This window comes from Paenibacillus pinihumi DSM 23905 = JCM 16419 (assembly GCF_000422505.1).
Classification (GTDB): Bacteria; Bacillota; Bacilli; order Paenibacillales; family Paenibacillaceae; genus Paenibacillus_D; species Paenibacillus_D pinihumi.
Genome location: NZ_KE383864.1, coordinates 237,539 through 253,605, shown reverse-complemented (window position 1 = coordinate 253,605; position 16,067 = coordinate 237,539). Strand labels below are relative to the sequence as shown.

The 16,067-nt window shown below is 47.3% G+C and carries 16 protein-coding genes; 12 read left to right on the top strand and 4 right to left on the bottom strand.

Features of this window, described 5'->3' with window-relative positions; genetic code table 11:
* Positions 1-58 precede the first annotated feature (58 nt).
* The 9 genes from H583_RS33115 (at position 59) to H583_RS36145 (ending at position 12,077) form a co-directional block, all read left to right on the top strand.
* Entirely contained in the window at positions 59-2,656 is a 2,598-nt protein-coding gene (locus H583_RS33115) for a transglycosylase domain-containing protein (RefSeq protein WP_051236510.1), read from the top strand.
* A gap of 371 nt (positions 2,657-3,027) precedes the next feature.
* A complete protein-coding gene (locus H583_RS0115130; RefSeq protein ID WP_028561180.1) occupies positions 3,028-3,585 on the top strand; it encodes a ribonuclease FAU-1 family protein in 558 nt (185 codons plus the stop codon).
* Complete coding sequence (locus H583_RS0115125) at positions 3,582-4,250, top strand: YdcF family protein (RefSeq protein ID WP_051236507.1); 669 nt, start codon at positions 3,582-3,584, stop codon at positions 4,248-4,250. The genes H583_RS0115130 and H583_RS0115125 overlap by 4 nt, the downstream gene beginning before the upstream one ends.
* Before the next feature lie 171 nt (positions 4,251-4,421).
* Positions 4,422-5,414: an AAA family ATPase gene (locus tag H583_RS0115120; protein ID WP_028561178.1), complete on the top strand. Its 993-nt coding sequence runs from the start codon at positions 4,422-4,424 to the stop codon at positions 5,412-5,414.
* Between the two features lie 16 nt (positions 5,415-5,430).
* Positions 5,431-6,714: a GTPase HflX gene (gene hflX, locus H583_RS0115115; RefSeq protein ID WP_028561177.1), complete on the top strand. Its 1,284-nt coding sequence runs from the start codon at positions 5,431-5,433 to the stop codon at positions 6,712-6,714.
* Positions 6,715-6,734: 20 nt separating this feature from the next.
* The gene (locus H583_RS0115110) at positions 6,735-8,021 is read left to right on the top strand and encodes a methionine gamma-lyase family protein (protein ID WP_028561176.1); all 1,287 of its coding nucleotides are present in this window, start codon (positions 6,735-6,737) and stop codon (positions 8,019-8,021) included.
* A 60-nt stretch (positions 8,022-8,081) separates the two neighbouring features.
* On the top strand, positions 8,082-8,495 hold the full coding sequence (locus H583_RS0115105; RefSeq protein WP_028561175.1) for a MerR family transcriptional regulator: 414 nt from the start codon (positions 8,082-8,084) through the stop codon (positions 8,493-8,495).
* Positions 8,496-8,606: 111 nt separating this feature from the next.
* The gene (gene glnA, locus H583_RS0115100) at positions 8,607-9,935 is read left to right on the top strand and encodes a type I glutamate--ammonia ligase (protein ID WP_028561174.1); all 1,329 of its coding nucleotides are present in this window, start codon (positions 8,607-8,609) and stop codon (positions 9,933-9,935) included.
* 519 nt (positions 9,936-10,454) lie between these two features.
* Positions 10,455-12,077, top strand: coding sequence for a carbohydrate-binding protein (locus H583_RS36145; RefSeq protein ID WP_081667259.1), 1,623 nt, complete (start codon positions 10,455-10,457; stop codon positions 12,075-12,077).
* 419 nt (positions 12,078-12,496) lie between these two features.
* On the opposite strand, the gene H583_RS0115090 is transcribed toward H583_RS36145, so the two are convergent.
* Entirely contained in the window at positions 12,497-12,724 is a 228-nt protein-coding gene (locus H583_RS0115090) for a PLDc N-terminal domain-containing protein (protein ID WP_028561173.1), read from the bottom strand.
* Between the two features lie 175 nt (positions 12,725-12,899).
* On the opposite strand from H583_RS0115090, the gene H583_RS0115085 reads away from it, so the two are divergent.
* A complete protein-coding gene (locus tag H583_RS0115085; protein WP_154665900.1) occupies positions 12,900-13,385 on the top strand; it encodes a hypothetical protein in 486 nt (161 codons plus the stop codon).
* Positions 13,386-13,448: 63 nt separating this feature from the next.
* Here H583_RS0115085 and H583_RS36140 read toward each other — a convergent pair whose 3' ends face one another.
* The 3 genes from H583_RS36140 to lexA form a co-directional block, all read right to left on the bottom strand.
* Positions 13,449-13,625, bottom strand: a complete 177-nt coding sequence (locus tag H583_RS36140; protein WP_081667257.1) for a YjfB family protein — start codon at positions 13,623-13,625, stop codon at positions 13,449-13,451.
* A 282-nt stretch (positions 13,626-13,907) separates the two neighbouring features.
* On the bottom strand, positions 13,908-14,195 hold the full coding sequence (locus H583_RS0115075) for a hypothetical protein (protein ID WP_028561171.1): 288 nt from the start codon (positions 14,193-14,195) through the stop codon (positions 13,908-13,910).
* 142 nt (positions 14,196-14,337) lie between these two features.
* Complete coding sequence (gene lexA / locus H583_RS0115070; protein ID WP_028561170.1) at positions 14,338-14,958, bottom strand: transcriptional repressor LexA; 621 nt, start codon at positions 14,956-14,958, stop codon at positions 14,338-14,340.
* Between the two features lie 174 nt (positions 14,959-15,132).
* Here lexA and H583_RS33105 point away from each other — a divergent pair, with 174 nt between their 5' ends.
* A complete protein-coding gene (locus tag H583_RS33105) occupies positions 15,133-15,558 on the top strand; it encodes a LysM peptidoglycan-binding domain-containing protein (RefSeq protein ID WP_161631202.1) in 426 nt (141 codons plus the stop codon).
* Positions 15,559-15,800: 242 nt separating this feature from the next.
* A complete protein-coding gene (locus tag H583_RS0115060; protein ID WP_028561169.1) occupies positions 15,801-15,986 on the top strand; it encodes a DUF896 domain-containing protein in 186 nt (61 codons plus the stop codon).
* The last annotated feature ends 81 nt before the right edge of the window (positions 15,987-16,067 follow it).

Genomic DNA, 16,067 nt, shown 5'->3' with positions numbered 1-16,067 from the left:
TATCAGTCAGCAGTAGAGATAGTCGCCACTGTGGCGGCAAGGAGAAGGGAGTCGGCTCATGGCAGAACGTCAATCATCAGGGCGTACGGCACCGAAGAAAAAAACGACGAAGAAAAAAGGGAAACGCAAATTTACACTGCGCAATGTGCTGGTCTTAATGTTTTTCACCGGCGCTCTTGCAGTCCTGTGCGGAATCATCGGTTATTTCGTCATAACGTTAAACGGCGAAAAGATTTTGAATGAAAATAAGGATCAGTTCAATTTCGCGGAGTCTTCCGTTGTCTATGACCGTGACGGCAATCAGATTCTAAAGTTGTTTACGGATGAGAACCGGGAGAATGTGGAATTTTCACAAATTCCGAAGCTGTTGTCAGATGCTTTCGTGGCGGTTGAGGACAGACGCTTCTATGATCATTCCGGTCTCGACTTCGTATCGATCGGCCGTGCCGTTGTGAAGGATATCATTGCCCGCAGCGCAGTAGAGGGCGGAAGTACGATAACACAGCAGCTTGCAAAAAATATGTTTTTGAGTCATGACAAAACCATTTTGCGCAAGGCAACCGAGGCTTCAATTGCCCTTGCGCTTGATAGAAACTTTACTAAAGACCAAATTTTGGAGATGTATCTCAACCGGATCTTCTTCGGGCAGCGGGCGCACGGAATCAAGGCCGCGGCTGAACTGTATTTTGGGAAGGAAGACCTGAAGGATCTGGAAGTATGGGAAATTGCAACGCTGGCCGGTATTCCAAAGGCCCCAAGCACGTTCAATCCCCTAAGCAATCCGGAGAAGTCCAAGGAGCGTCGCGGTGTTGTGCTTCAACTCATGTATGAGCAAGGGTTGATCACAAAAGCACAGATGGATGAAGCCAAAGCTGTGGATTATGACCCGGATAAAGCCAAGCGTCCGAACAATACCGTCTTTATGGCTTTTGTCGATTATGCGATTGACGAGGCTATGAGAGTGACGGATAAGACGGAAGAAGAGTTGCGTCTTGGCGGTTTTGAGATTCATACAACTTTGAATGTCAAAGCGCAGACTATTATGGAAGATGAATTCAAAAATGATGATAACTTCGAAAAGAGTGCCGACGACCAGAAGGTCCAGGGAGCGATGATCATTGCGGATCACCGCAATGGTGAAGTCGAGGCGATGGTTGGCGGCCGTGACTATGCGAAGAATGGCTGGAACCGGGTAATTGTGCCGCGTCAGCCGGGATCTTCCTTCAAGCCCATAACATCCTATGGTCCGGCGCTGCAATCGGGGAAATGGTTCCCTTGGTCTACATTGCGGGATGACAAGGAATGCTTTAATGGATATTGTCCAAGCGACTCCAACCGGAACAAATATATCGGACCAGTAAGCATGAGCCAGGCCATTAAGGAATCACGGAACCTGCCTGCAGTATGGCTGCTTAATCAGGTTGGCGTCGGCGCCGGATTGGATTTCGCCAAAAATCTCGGCTTCAATCTTAGTCCGGAAGATCGCAACCTGGCGATTGCATTGGGAGGCTTGACACATGGAGCAACCCCAATGGAGATGACACAGGCCTATAGTGTATTTGCCAATGGCGGGAAATCTGTTGATCTGCATACCATTACACTCATTAAGGATAAAAATGGTGTAACGGAATATGAATACAAAGCACCAAAAACCAAGCAGCTTATGTCACCTGAAGCCGCCTGGTATATGACACAGATTTTGCAGGGTGTTACCCAGCAGGGCGGTACAGGCGTCAAAGCGAAGATAAGCGGACGTCCGGTAGCGGGCAAAACAGGAACAACCCAACACGGGATTCCGGGGCTAAGAACCAGTGCCAACCGCGACGTCTGGTTTGTCGGTTATACGCCGGAATGGACAGCGGCTGTATGGATGGGGTATGACAAAACGGACAAGGATCATCTGCTCAAGAAGAGCAGCGGCCAGGCCGTCGATTTCTTCACCAAGGTCATGAATCCGGCGATGAAGGATCTGCCGAAGAGTGACTTCAAGAAGCCGGCCGGCGTGAAGGAGATGAAGCCGCCTACAGGAGTAAACGGCTTTAATGCGGTATATATTCAGGATCGCGGTGATGTACAGTTGTCCTGGACAGCAGTTGAGGGCAGCAATATTTCTTACCGGATTTACCGGAAAGAAGCGTCCGAACCGGATTTCAAGCGAATCATGGATCAGGTGGATGCGATTGCCGCCGAGGATATCAGTATTGAGCAGGGCAAGTCCTACGAGTACTATGTGACGGCCTATGATGCCAATACGAAGCTGGAGAGTGGAAGCTCTGCAAAAGTTAAGGTAGATATTCCGATCGATGAAATCCAAATTCCTGATGATCTGAACCCTGTCGATCCTAACCTTCCAGGAGATGGGCAGCCTGGCAACGGAGACAATGGCCAAGTACCACCGGAAGGCGAAAACGGCCAGCCCGGCAACGGAAATCCGGAGGAAGGACAGGAAACTCCGCCTGGCAACACTGAAGGGGAAAATCCGAATGGCGAGGAGATTCCCGGGTGGCTGGATAACAGTAATAACAGCAACAGTGAAGGAAATAATGGACATGGCAACAACGGCAAGGGGAATAACCGACCGGGTCGGGGCAATAAAACGGATCTGGGCAATAATCACGAAAACCCGGATTCGGCAGATATGGCGCCACAAGAATAAGGAAACAATTAAAAGCTGTTTCCGTCAATTGACGGAAACAGCTTTTTGTCCGTTTGGTAACTGCCGGCTTGGTTTATTTTGGTGTTCGGCTGGAGATGGACGTTAAGTTGTGGTAAGCTTTTTTTAAGGTAAGAAAGCATAAAAATAGGACACAGCGGGTATTCTTATCTTTCTACACGAAACACTGGTGCTATCAGACGGATACAGCTGTTATATTGCTTGTAATCGTGGAATGATAAGTATAGCCGGAAAAAGGCCGCATCTTTCACGAAACACAAGCTTTCTGTCTGAGATGACATTAACGTTTCAATTGACTGTCGATGGCTTCGCAAACGCGGGCTGTCGTATCCTAACGGAGGGGTACGTTCCGTATGAAAAGAAAATTTTCTGACCGGGCGAATTGGCGTCGTATTCTCCGGAAAAGTTACTCTTGCTTGTCTATGGACGGCGATGAATTCAAAGGGCTGGTTACCTTTTACCGCATCCACGATCTGAGAGAGCCATTATGGAAGGAATATAATGGCCGCAGATTATGTCTGGCTGACCGGGGATACTTGTGGATGCAGCATTTTCCAAAGGGTGAGCAGTTTGTGGTAACGACCATGTTTGACGACAAAGGCCGTGTTGTCCAATGGTATATTGATGTATGCAAAAATCAAGGCCTGACTGATCAGCAGGTTCCCTGGTTCGATGATATGTATCTGGATGTCGTAGTGCTGCCAAGCGGCGAAGTGTTTCTCATGGATGAGGATGAGCTTGAAGATGCGGTCCGGAGCGGAGATATTTCGCACAAGGATGCGAATATGGCACGCAAGACGGCCGGCAAGCTGCTTTCGGCCATACGCAACGGACGGTTCCGGTATTTTACGCTCAGTCTGAAGCATCGCAAAACGCTGGCAGACCGTATGGGAGGCTATCAGGGATCATGATGCGGGAGTCTATTCGTATTTCCGCTTCGCAAAGAAGCAAGCGCCGCGGCCGCCCTGTAAGGCTGCTGCTGCGCGCTTTCATGATTTTGATTGCGGCAGTGGCTGTCTGGTGCGGCTGGGTGGCCTATATAATAGGTTCGTTCAAGGACGCAGCACCGGAGAAGGCGACAGATGCCGGTATTGTGTTGGGCGCAGCTTTATGGAATGACAGGCCGAGCCCCGCGCTTCGGGAGCGTCTTGAGGCAGCAGTCCGTTTATACGAAGAGGGAAAGTTCAAGACGATTATTGTATCCGGAGGCCTTGACTATAACGGGGCAACACTTTCAGAAGCCGAAGGTATGCGCAATTATTTGCTGGACAGAAGCATTCCGGATTCAGCAATCCTTCTGGAACCGGAATCGCGGACAACCTATGAAAATTTGCTGTTCAGCAAGCGTGTCATGGAAGAGCATCATTTGCAAAGCGCGACTGTTGTAACGCATACATATCATGCGGCAAGGGCCAAGGACATTGCCGCATTTGTTGGAATTAGCCCGCCCGCTGTTACGGGAACGCCGTCTGCGGTACTCTCCAAAACTTACAATCACATGCGTGAGCTGCTTGCCATAACAAAGTGGAAGCTGGACAAGCTTCTGCTCACGCTTGGATTTCCTGCTCCCCTATAGGCAGCGGGGAATACTCGTGTCAACGGCGGGGATTGTCCGTTGTCTTTTGCAATAGTACTAATAGGACAGGCAAAGCCTGAATACATTGGTAATGCGGCGAGAAACTATAGTAGGTACGCAGCTCCATTAAGCGCACCGGATGCCGACGTTGCAAAGGATGGGGATGCTCAGATGAATTTGAATACAGCGAGCAGCAGCGTACAGAAGAACGGTACCAGACCGTCCAGACAGATAAATGTAGTGCTGCGCAGCCATTCTCAAGCAGCAGCCGTGCTTCAAACGGCGGAGGAGGCTGAGCCTGCCCAGGCGGCTGCCAAGGCTCCCGCTCCCAATGATTCCTTTCAGGATATTCAAAAGGAGCTCGATCATATGGTCGGGCTGGACAATGTGAAGACGCTTGTGTATGAGATTTATGCGCTGCTGCAAGTAACCAAGCTGCGTGCGGAGGCCGGATTGACTGGAGGCTCGCATGTTTACCATATGATTTTCCAGGGCAACCCCGGTACGGGCAAGACGACGATTGCCCGAATTGTCGCCAAGCTGTTTCAGAAAATGGGTGTACTCTCCAAGGGGCACTTGATCGAAGTCGAGCGAGCGGATCTTGTCGGCGAATATATTGGCCATACGGCGCAGAAGACCCGTGATCTGGTCAAGAAAGCGCTCGGCGGCGTTTTGTTTGTGGATGAAGCTTACAGCCTTGCACGGGGCGGGGAGAAGGATTTTGGCAAGGAAGCCATTGATACACTTGTCAAATCCATGGAAGATTATAAAAATCAGTTTGTTTTAATTTTGGCGGGCTATCCGCTGGAAATTGAGAATTTTTTGCTGACAAATCCCGGGCTGCCCTCGCGCTTTCCGATTCAGATTGAATTCCCGGATTATTCAGTGGATCAACTGATTCAGATTGCTGAACTGATGGCCAAGGAAAGGGATTATAATCTGATGCCGCAGACAGTGTTCAAGCTTCGCGAGCATTTGATGCAGGAGCGTGGCATAAGCCTGTATGCCTTCAGTAATGCGCGATATGTGCGCAATGTAATTGAGCGGTCCATCCGGTTTCAGGCTGTGCGTCTGCTTGGGCAGTACACATCCGGTTCTCCGGGCAAACAGGAGCTTATGGCACTGCGGCCCGAGGATTTGAAATGGGAAAATAAAGCTACCTAAGGAGACACGAACATTAATGCGTCAAACGACCCATGATACCGATTATGAGCTTCACGACCGTGCTGTACTGGTCAGTCTTGTTACCCATGCCATCAAGCGAAGCGGCATCAATACAGAGCATTCTTTTCAGGAACTGGTCAATCTGGCGGAGACGGCAGGCGTTGAAGTGCTGACGATGATGACGCAAAATCTGGAGACACCGGATACGAAATGGTTCATCGGTAAAGGCAAGGTTGAGGAATTGCGGGCTGCAGCTGCCGAGCTTGGGGCGACAACCGTAATTTTTGACCAGGAGCTGTCGGGCGCCCAGGTTCGCAATCTGGAGGAGACGCTGGATCTGAAGATCATCGACAGAACCCAGCTTATTCTGGACATTTTCGCCCAGCGCGCCAAGACAAGGGAAGGTATTATTCAGGTTGAGCTTGCCCAGCTCAGCTACTTGCTGCCGCGTTTGTCCGGGCACGGGAAAAATTTATCCCGGCTTGGGGGCGGTATCGGCACCAGGGGGCCGGGGGAGACGAAGCTGGAGACTGACCGAAGACATATTCGTGACCGTATTTCCGACCTGAAGGCCTTGTTGCAGGAGGTTGTGCGTCATCGAAAGCTTCATCGTGAGCGCCGCCGCAAATCAGGCATTACCCAGGTTGCCCTGGTAGGCTATACGAATGCCGGTAAGTCGACGCTGTTGCGGGAGCTGACGGCTGCGGATGTCTATGTAGAAAATCAGCTTTTTGCTACCCTTGATCCCACGTCCCGCACACTTGAACTGCCGAGCGGCAAGGAAGTGGTACTGACGGATACAGTTGGCTTTATCCAAAACTTGCCACATGACCTGGTTGCAGCTTTTCGTGCTACACTGGAGGAGGTTTGCGAGGCGGATCTTGTACTTCACGTCGTAGACAGTTCCTCAGAGATGCGCAATGAACAAATGAAAGTCGTGCAGAAGATACTTGGTGATTTGGGAGCGGCGGATAAGCCGCAAATTACTGTATTTAACAAGAAGGACTGTGTGAGTGGAAGAGAAGAATTTATGGCTGCTGGTGCCGATTCCATTTGGATCAGCGCTTTTTCACGTGAGGATTTGGATCAGCTCTGTGAGATGATTCAGCTCCGGCTGGCTGGTGACACGAGAATCTTTGCTCTGCCGGTGGACCGGGGGGATTTAATTGCTCTTGCTTACCGCAGCGGTGAGGTGACTGATCAGCGGATTGAAGATGACAAAATGCTGCTGACTGTTGAATTAAACAAGCAGGATTTTGAAGTGCACGGCCACAAGCTGCGCGAATATATGGAAACGTAGGGGAGAATCAAGGATACATCGTGAATAATCAGGAACTTTCAGGATGGGAGCTGCTGGAGCAATGGGCAGAGCGTGCTGAGGAGCACGCCGCGCCCAAACTTCGGGAGCTTGACCGGATCGCAGAACGCAATCATTGGAAAGTAATCAGAGCCTTTCAAAAGTTTAAGGTAAGCGATTTTCATTTTTCCGGTTCGACCGGCTATGGCTATAATGACCGTGGCCGTGAAGTGCTGGACGAAGTATACGCTGAGGTGTTTGGAGCTGAAGCAGCGCTTGTAAGACCCCATTTTGCCTCTGGAACGCATACGATCAGCTGTGCGTTGTTTGGCGTGCTCAGACCCGGAGATGAGCTGTTGTACATAACCGGGAGACCTTATGATACGTTGCATAAGGTGATTGGCAAAGAAGGAGACGGCAACGGGTCGTTAAAAGATTGGGGAATTGCCTATTCAGAGGTAGCGTTGCTGGAGGATGGCCGCATAGACTGGGCACAAGTAGAGCGGGCGATCAGCAGCAAAACCAAAGTAATCGGCATTCAGCGCTCACGCGGATATGAATGGCGTGGTTCGCTATCTGTTGCAGATATCGGTGAAATGGTTAAAAGAATTAAAGAGCTGAAGCCGGACTGTGTCGTGTTCGTAGATAACTGCTATGGCGAATTTACGGAGGAACTGGAACCGACCCAGGTTGGCGTGGATTTGATGGCAGGTTCGCTGATCAAAAATCCTGGTGGCGGCCTTGCAAGTACTGGCGGCTATATTTGCGGACGTGCGGATTTGGTGGAGAAGGCCTCCTACCGTCTCACAGCACCAGGCATCGGGAGTGAAGTTGGAGCGATGCTGGGCACGCTGCGTGCCACTTACCAGGGTTTGTTCCTTGCTCCGCATCTGGTGGGACAAGCACTTCGTGGTGCAGTATTTGCAGCTGCGCTGTTGGAATTGCTGGGCTTTGATACAAATCCTTCTTGGGATGCCCATCGTTCTGATTTGATTCAGGCTATCCGGTTTGGCCGGGAGGATGCTCTGATTGCATTTGTTCAAGGCATTCAGCGCGCCGCAGCTGTAGATGCGCATGTTGTCCCCGAGCCCTGGGACATGCCTGGATACGATTATCCGGTTATTATGGCTGCAGGCACATTTATTCAAGGGGGCAGTCTGGAACTGTCAGCTGATGCGCCGGTTCGCGAGCCGTTTATCGCTTATATGCAGGGCGGGCTTACTTATAGCCATGTGAAATTCGGCGTTTTGACCGCAGTTTTGGATATGGAAAAACGCGGAATTATTGTGATTAAACCTAACATGACTTGACATGTTTTTGGTAGGGAGTTACAATGAAAACATATCACAAGGATTGGAAGGTAGATGTACATGGCTGACGAAATACGCAGGAATATGGCATTATTTCCTATCGGAATCGTTATGAAGCTGACGGATTTAACTGCGAGACAAATCCGGTATTATGAGCAGCATGAGTTGATTGTACCCGCTCGTACGAATGGTAATCAGCGTTTGTTTTCATTTAATGATGTTGAACGCCTGCTGGAAATCAAGTCATTGATTGAGAAGGGCGTTAATATCGCCGGCATTAAGCAGGTCATGAATCCTGTTTCCAAGGAATCAGAGGAAGCCACCGTCATTACAGACATAACTGAAACCAAACGTCGGGAGTTGTCGGATACACAGCTTCACCGCTTGCTGAAGCAGCAGCTGCTTGAGAAGAGACCGGGAAAAGCTTCACTGATCCAAGGGCAGCTATCCCGTTTTTACAGCACCAGACCTTAACAGGGGACGGACAGCATCGGGCTCATAATAAAGCTATAAATCGAAGAGAGAGAAAATACCGGCATAAGAAGCCAAATCATAAAACCAGATCAGGTTGAAGGAGAGGATTCTGTGAGCTTTACAAGAGAAGATATTACCCGCATTGCCGAAGAGCAGAATGTTCGTTTTATTCGTTTGCAATTTACAGATTTGCTGGGCACCATTAAAAATGTAGAAATCCCGGTTAGCCAATTGGAGAAGGCGCTTGACAATAAAATGATGTTTGACGGCTCCTCTATTGAGGGTTATGTACGTATCGAGGAATCCGATATGTATCTGTACCCGGACCTGGACACTTGGGTCGTATTCCCATGGGTAACAGAAAACCGTGTAGCACGTCTGATTTGCGATATTTATATGCCTGACGGTACACCGTTCGCAGGTGATCCGCGCGGCATCCTGAAGCGTTGTCTGAAGGAAGCGGAAGAAATGGGTTATACGGCTATGAACGTTGGACCGGAGCCGGAGTTCTTCCTGTTCAAAACTGACGAGAAAGGCAATCCGACAACAGAACTGAATGACCAGGGCGGATATTTCGACCTTGCTCCGACAGATCTTGGCGAGAACTGCCGCCGCGAGATTGTGCTTACGCTTGAAGAGATGGGCTTCGAAATCGAAGCTTCCCACCACGAGGTAGCGCCTGGCCAGCATGAGATTGACTTTAAATATGCAGATGCTATCAAAGCAGCAGACCAGATTCAAACATTCAAGCTGGTCGTGAAAACGGTAGCCCGTCAGCATGGTCTGCATGCCAGCTTCATGCCGAAGCCGCTGTTTGGTGTTAACGGTTCGGGTATGCACTGTCACCAGTCGTTGTTTGAAGGGGAGAAGAACGCATTTTATGATGAGAGTGACAAGCTCGGTTTGAGCCAGACTGCACGATATTATATGGCCGGTCTGCTGAAGCATGCCAGAGCATGCGCGGCGATTACCAACCCGACCGTCAATTCGTATAAGCGTCTTGTACCTGGTTACGAAGCTCCATGCTATGTTGCCTGGTCTGCCAGCAACCGCAGCCCAATGATCCGTATCCCGGCTTCCCGCGGACTGAGCACCCGGGTTGAGGTGCGCAATCCTGACCCGGCAGCCAACCCTTATCTGGCTCTGGCGGTCATGCTGAAAGCTGGTCTGAGCGGCATTAAGGAGAAGCTTAGCCTGCCAGCTCCGACTGACCGCAATATTTATGTCATGACTGACGAGGAGCGTTCTGACGAGGGCATTCCTAGCCTGCCGGCTGATCTGAAGGAAGCGCTGGAGGATTTGCTTCGTGACGAAGTGGTTTGTGATGCACTGGGTGATCATGCTTTGGCCCATTTCTATGAGCTGAAGGAAATCGAATGGGATATGTACCGCACCCAGGTTCACCAATGGGAGAGAGATCAGTACTTGACTCTGTACTAAGAGTATCCATAAGGAATTTGGGGGAGGCTGTAGCGGGGGCATTTTAAGATTAGAGTGATTTAATTTTAGTCTGCCCCCGCTTTGCCCCCCCCAAAAAGAACTACATTAACAATTCACAGGTTCTTGGATTGGCATGATGCCATTCAAGGACTTTTTTAATATGGTCAGGAAGCTGCCCACGACCTGGGTGGGGTGAGGCCTAAATCGCCAAACGAAGATAAACGGCATTGTTGGCAGGGAGGGCGCTTGCTGACCACAATGGTCGCCCTTTTGTCGCAGGCACGTTCAGAATTCAGGCAATAATTATATAGACAGGCAGGTTTAATGAGTTTGAAAATTGTATTATTTTCTATTAAATCTATATTTATTCTTAATATCTTTTATTTGTTATTTTTTATTGATATAATTAATATGAATTAAAAGAAAGGAGGTATTTGTGTACGATCAAGATTTTGGAAGCGGTTACTTAGAATGAGAGTTTCAAAGTGAATTTCAAAAGATGAATTGGAGGAAGGAAAAATGTCTATATTAACCCCAAAAAGCAAGCTGCTAGTCCGGGTCTTTGCCATCTGTATCATTTTCATATTCATATGTTCTTCTTTCCCTTATCGTATCCAGGCCGCAGATACCAGTCCACAATTTAAAGTCATCGCTTTTTATAATGGAACTTGGGATGCCGCCCATATAAGCTTTGTAAACGAAGCGAACCAGAGATTCCCCGAGTTGGCCAGTCAGTACAATTTTTCATACGAATCGACAAACGATTGGAGTAAACTGAATGCTTCCTATCTTTCCCAGTACAAGGTTGTCATTTTTTTAGATGATGCACCTCCTGCCGCCCAAAGACCGGCATTTGAACAATATATGAGAAATGGAGGAGGGTGGCTGGGATTTCATGTTAGTGCTTTTACCACAAATCCATCGTCATGGAACTGGTACTATAACGAGTTTTTGGGGTCAGGATCTTTTAAATCAAACACGTGGTTCCCAACGCCAGCTGTTTTGCGTCTTGAAAACAGTACCCATCCTGCTATCCATGATTTGCCGGCAACATACACAACCCCCGCAAACGAATGGTACAGCTGGTCAGTTGATTTGCGTAACAAGCCCGATATTGATATCCTGTATTCCATTGATCCTGTGAGTTTTCCTCTTGGAACTGATCCCAACCAATCTTGGTACAGTGGTTACTACCCTGTAGTTTGGTCCAATAAAAATTATAAAATGATGTATCTCAATATAGGACATAATCTTATGGACTATGCAACGAACACAACGAAATCCTTTACTTTTTCTAATGAGACTCAGAACAAACTTATTACGAATGCCATTTTATGGATGGGTGGCGGTCAACAGCCTAACACTTCCATTAGTGTACCTGGCACAATACAAGCTGAAAACTATGCCAGCATGTCTGGAATACAAACCCAGAGCACTTCAGATACAGGCGGCGGGTTAAATGTAGGTTGGATCGATCCGGGCGACTGGTTGACTTATCGCATCAATGTCTCTTCTTCCAATACGTATAAGGTAAGTTACAGGGTAGCAAGTCCAAGTGGCGGCGGAATCATTCAAGCAGAGCACGGCACTACAGGTCAGGTATTTGGTTCTGCCCAAGTTCCTTCTACAGGCGGTTGGCAGAATTGGACCACGATTTCCCATGATATTAGTCTTTCTGCCGGAGAGCAGCTGTTAAAATTATCATTTCCCTCCGGAGGTTTTAATCTGAACTGGATTAAAATCGAAGAGAAAACGCCCAGTATAAAAATTGAGGCAGAGAATTATACCGATAGTTACGGCGTCCAGAAGCAAGACACAACAGACGTTGGCGGAGGGCAAAATGTCGGATGGATCGATCCTGGCGACTGGATGGCTTATTCGACTCCAACCCCCCTTTCCCCGGGGACTTACACAGTCAGCTATAGGGTAGCCAGTCCAAATGGCAGTCAAATTCAATTTGAACGGGCTGGTGGAGGAGCAATATTCGGTACTATTTCAGTCCCGGCAACGGGCGGATGGCAGACCTGGACCACTGTCTCGCATGATGTCGTACTTTCATCTTCAGAACAGCAAATTGCTTTAGCTTTTCCAACTACAGGCGGCTTAAATATAAATTGGTTTACTATTACCAGGAAGCAATAGGTTCTATAAGCAATATTACCCTATCCGGCTATTAAAAACTACTCTACTCGAAGTTAGGATCATGCCAGAGCAATACGATAACTCCTCAACCTGAAGAACCAGTCACTATTAACATTTTAGTAAAAATGTAAACGTTTTCTACTTAATAAGTAAAGTCCATATCGGTTCAACCTGTGTGAGCTTTGAGATGTCTTATGTTTATTTGGAAGGCGGACGTTTGCCGCTGCCTTCCTTTTTGGTTGGCGATTGTGATGGTTTTGGCTTTGGTCATCGGAAATCCAACCGAATAATCTATAAACATACAAACCCGTAAGGAGAGATGCTTAATAAGCACCGGCCTTACGGGTTTTTTACCTGCATAACAGACAGGATGGAATCGGCATGAATGAAAGAGGATATTGCGAAGGTTGCCGTTTTATTCAGCGATAGCCGTTGTATGGTCTGCTGTTTCTGATAATTAAATAAACAATAAATCCGAATACCGGGAAGAACATGACAGCCAGCAGCGCGAGGAAGGCAAATTCAGAGCTTCGTCCATTGCGTAAAGCATCACGATATGTCCACACACAAATGGCGATATGGAGAACAAAAGGAATGAACACGAACAGAAGTAAAAACAAACTTGGTATTCCCCATGTAAATCCCATTTCATCACCCCCGTTTAATTTTAATTTATATACGTAAACTATACTCTGAGGTTTCTTGCTTAATAACTTATATTCCACAATGAACTATGTAGTTCTTAGGTTTAGAAATAGAGGCATGTAATGGATCGGGGATAAAAAAATTTACGGGATAAGGAGTGAGAGGATGCATCGCTTGATGATTATTATTCTGCTCGCTGTTTTCATGACGGGTTGTGCATCAAATAACCAGTATTATGCTGAAGAAAACAGTTGGAAAGTCAGCCCGTTATTTGTATCAGGACCTTATACGATGATCGGTAAGGAGGGACGTGTGGGGTTTATTTATAATGACACAGAGGTCAATCGTTTCTATCCTGGTAAACAGCAAAAGTATATCTGGCATTTTTGGGGAAGTGATCCGCAGGAATCACAGGCTTTGCAAGGCAAAGAGCTGAAAATAACGGCTGTCAGCAAAGCTACAGGTCAAAGACTGGAGCTGATGAAGACTAAAGTGCAGAGAACAGGCACTTATTACGCACAATCGGAAATATGGGATAATGAGCCTATAGTCCGGGTTCCGTCACTTATGTCACTGCCAACGCCAGGACTATGGCGTTTGGATGCCTTTATAGGAGAACAGTTATTTGGCAGTGTGGTTGTTCGTGTACATGAACGGGCATGAAAACATGCCAAGCTAAAAAAAGCGCCCGCGGCTTATCCCAACCCCGGGCTTTCGTGGCTTCACTTAAACTCTAATATCAATCGTTTTACCCAAATTAGGGGTCACGCTTTGCTCCATCATTTTCACAAAATCATTTCCTTGTTGTACGGCTTGTTCCTTGGCCAGGCTCAATACTTTTATTCCTACTGCTTGGGCCAGGGAAGTCTGGCTCATTGAAGTCGATAGTGCTGCGATATCCATCGTACACCTCCTTTTCATCAATATCGGTTTTTATTGGTACGGAGTGTAGATACATTGGACCTATCTATTGTAAATGCCCATATAGAGCCTTTTTGCAGCTGGTTATCTCATAATGATTCCAGATAAATCAAAAATAATAAAAGCTGACCCTTGAATATGTGCTTAATGGGGCAGCTTTTATGCATAATATGAATTTAAATGTGTTTTAAGGCCTCAATTTCGGCTTCAAGTTTGAGTTGACGGCGGTTTAGAATATCTATGCCATGTTCATGGGTGTTAAATTCAAGGGCTGTCTTTCGTTCGCAACCTTCTCTGGAAGGCTTCACTCTCATTTACGGTTTCTAATGTTTCGGGGGTTTCTTGCTTTATGAGAGGGGTTTCTGATCTATGAGTTTTGACTGTATGGAAGTCCGTCTCCATATTGCCAATCTTGTGGTTCATATTGTCTAATTTAGTGTCGAAAGTATTCATTCTGTTGTCCATACTCACTAGTCTGGCATCAAGATTAATAATTTGTGTATTCAACTGGTTCAATGAATCCAGTATTTGCTGCAGTGTTTGACCGTTCATTTTAGAACCCCCATCCCAGTCTCAGTTTTATAAGTATTCTATCAAACTTGACGATAATGTTAAACCCTATAAAAAAACCGCAGTGTCTGCTGCGGCTGGTTGGGATGTGGATTCAGTTCAAATACTGTAAAAAACGAATTTATTAGTGAATATCGCGGAACAAACCAACTACACGCCCAAGGATCGTTACTTTCTTCAAAAGGATCGGCTGCAGCGTGGAGTTCTCCGGCTGAAGACGTACATGATCCCTTTCCTTATAGAAAGTTTTGACTGTAGCTTCGTCATCCTCAGTCATAGCTACAACGATGTCGCCGTTATTGGCTGTCTGCTGCTGGCGTACGATTACATAATCACCATTATGAATGCCTGCTTCAATCATACTATCGCCAACGACATTTAGCATAAATACCTGGTTATCTCCGACAAAGTGGCTCGGCAAGGGGAAGTATTCCTCGATATTCTCTGTTGCCGTTATCGGAACGCCTGCTGTTACACGACCGACAACTGGAACTTTGGCAACATTGATTGGGAACGGAATTTCATCCTGCTCCTGATTCAAAATCTCGATAGCGCGAGGCTTGGTAGGATCGCGGCGAATCAGACCTTTCTTCTCCAGACGGTCCAGATGACCATGTACAGTGGAACTGGAAGCCAGGCCTACCGCTTCGCCTATCTCCCGTACGGAAGGAGGATAGCCCTTCTCACGGACCTCATTCTTGATAAATTCCAGTATCGTCTGTTGACGGGTAGATAATTTAGACAAAGTGCATTCCTCCAGACAAACCATTCTTGTGACAAATTATAGCATAGAACCGGAGTTCGCACAAACATAAGTTCGTCGGACGAAAGGCGGGGAATGGATGTTCGCTTTTTCTATTGACACAAACAAATGTTCGAGTTATTCTATGGGCAAGAACAAATGTTTGGGGTGCTGATAATGAATGGAGAATTTTATTATCAATCAATGAATGAACTGCGTCCGGCTGCCAGCAGTATGAATAGCCGGAAGCCGCTATCAAGAAATTCCGTGATGGATTATGCTGAGCGTGTTCTGTTTGGGCGGCCGGGCAAGCTTCTTGTACGAGGAATGCTCGCCGTTCTGCTCATGTCGTTTTTGTTTTCCTTCTTGTTCCTCGTCCAGTCCAATGCTTCCAATCATGCAGAGGATGCAGAACGTGCAGCAGGTGTGTCAGATAACAATTTCGTCATTGTGACAGCAGGAGATTCCCTCTGGGACATAGCCAAGCGTCACAAGCCTGAAGAGACGGAGCTGAGACAATTCATTTATGAGCTGCAGCGGTTTAACCAGCTTTCCTCTTCCTCGCTGAATGCAGGAGATGTAATTGAAATTCCTGCTCAATAATCCAGTGGCCCTTATCTGGCAGGTCTGTTGTATTTTCTACATTTTCCCTATTTAATCATCGATTCCCGCTTGTTATTAGAATCATAGAGTCATAAGCCGTTTCATTTAGCAGCAATCGTGCTTATTTGGTCTCTCTATGCTTGACACTGCACAGTGAAAATGTCAAAGTAGAGAGTGGATAGTTTTAAAGCAGATAGAATGAAGTACGTTTCCTGGCGGGGAACGTTGCAGGAGGTCTTAATGTGGAGAAGTTGATTGCCCGTATCAATGAGTTGTCCAGGAAGAATAAATCCGTAGGGCTAACAGAAGAAGAGAAGGCAGAACGGGATATGCTGAGAAAGCAGTATCTCAATATTTTTAAAAATAATTTCCGTAATCAGCTGGATGCCATTGAATGGACGGATGAAAAGCCGCCGCTGAAGCATTAGCTGTAAGGTTTCCAGTATGCCAATAGGCAGGCGAAGTGATCCATTTCGCCAGTCTATTGGATTTTTGATGTCTGGGATAAA